This window comes from Streptococcus sp. GMD1S (assembly GCF_000296875.1).
Taxonomy (GTDB): domain Bacteria; phylum Bacillota; class Bacilli; order Lactobacillales; family Streptococcaceae; genus Streptococcus.
Genome location: NZ_AJQY01000194.1, coordinates 1 through 935, shown reverse-complemented (window position 1 = coordinate 935; position 935 = coordinate 1). Strand labels below are relative to the sequence as shown.

Annotated in this window: 1 protein-coding gene; it reads left to right on the top strand. The window is 46.6% G+C overall.

Annotated elements, in window-relative coordinates:
• Positions 1 to 935 (top strand): amidophosphoribosyltransferase (purF, locus tag GMD1S_RS08215; protein ID WP_000653068.1); only part of this gene is annotated, 935 nt, incomplete at both ends.

Genomic DNA, 935 nt, shown 5'->3' with positions numbered 1-935 from the left:
CTCCACAGTCTTCAGCACCGTGGTCAGGAGGGGGCAGGAATCCTCTCCAATGATCAGGGACAATTGAAGCGTCATCGTGATATGGGGCTTTTATCAGAAGTGTTCAGAAATCCAGCTAATTTGGATAAACTAACTGGAACGAGCGCGATTGGGCATGTGCGTTATGCGACGGCTGGCGAAGCTTCTGTTGATAACATCCAGCCCTTCCTCTTTCGCTTTCATGATATGCAGTTTGGACTTGCTCACAATGGAAACTTGACCAATGCAGAATCGCTCAAGAAAGAATTGGAACAAAGAGGAGCAATTTTCAGTTCAACTTCGGACTCGGAAATCTTGGCCCACCTCATTCGTCGGAGTCACAATCCCAACTTGATGGGCAAAATCAAAGAGGCGCTCAGCCTTGTCAAAGGTGGATTTGCTTATATCCTGCTGTTTGAGGACAAGTTGATTGCGGCTCTTGATCCTAATGGTTTTCGTCCACTTTCTATTGGGAAAATGGCAAACGGAGCGGTGGTCGTTTCGTCAGAAACCTGTGCTTTTGAAGTCATTGGTGCCGAGTGGATTCGTGATGTGAAACCAGGGGAAATTGTGATTGTGGATGACAATGGGATTCAGTATGATAGCTATACGAATGATACCCAGTTGGCGATTTGCTCTATGGAGTATATCTATTTTGCCCGTCCTGACTCTAATATCCATGGTGTTAATGTCCATACAGCTCGCAAACGTATGGGGGCTCAATTAGCGCGTGAGTTCAAGCACGAAGCAGATATTGTGGTCGGTGTGCCAAATTCCTCACTCAGCGCAGCTATGGGATTTGCAGAAGAATCAGGTCTGCCAAATGAAATGGGTCTGATCAAAAACCAATACACGCAACGTACCTTTATTCAACCGACTCAAGAATTGCGGGAGCAAGGGGTGCGGATGAAACTGTC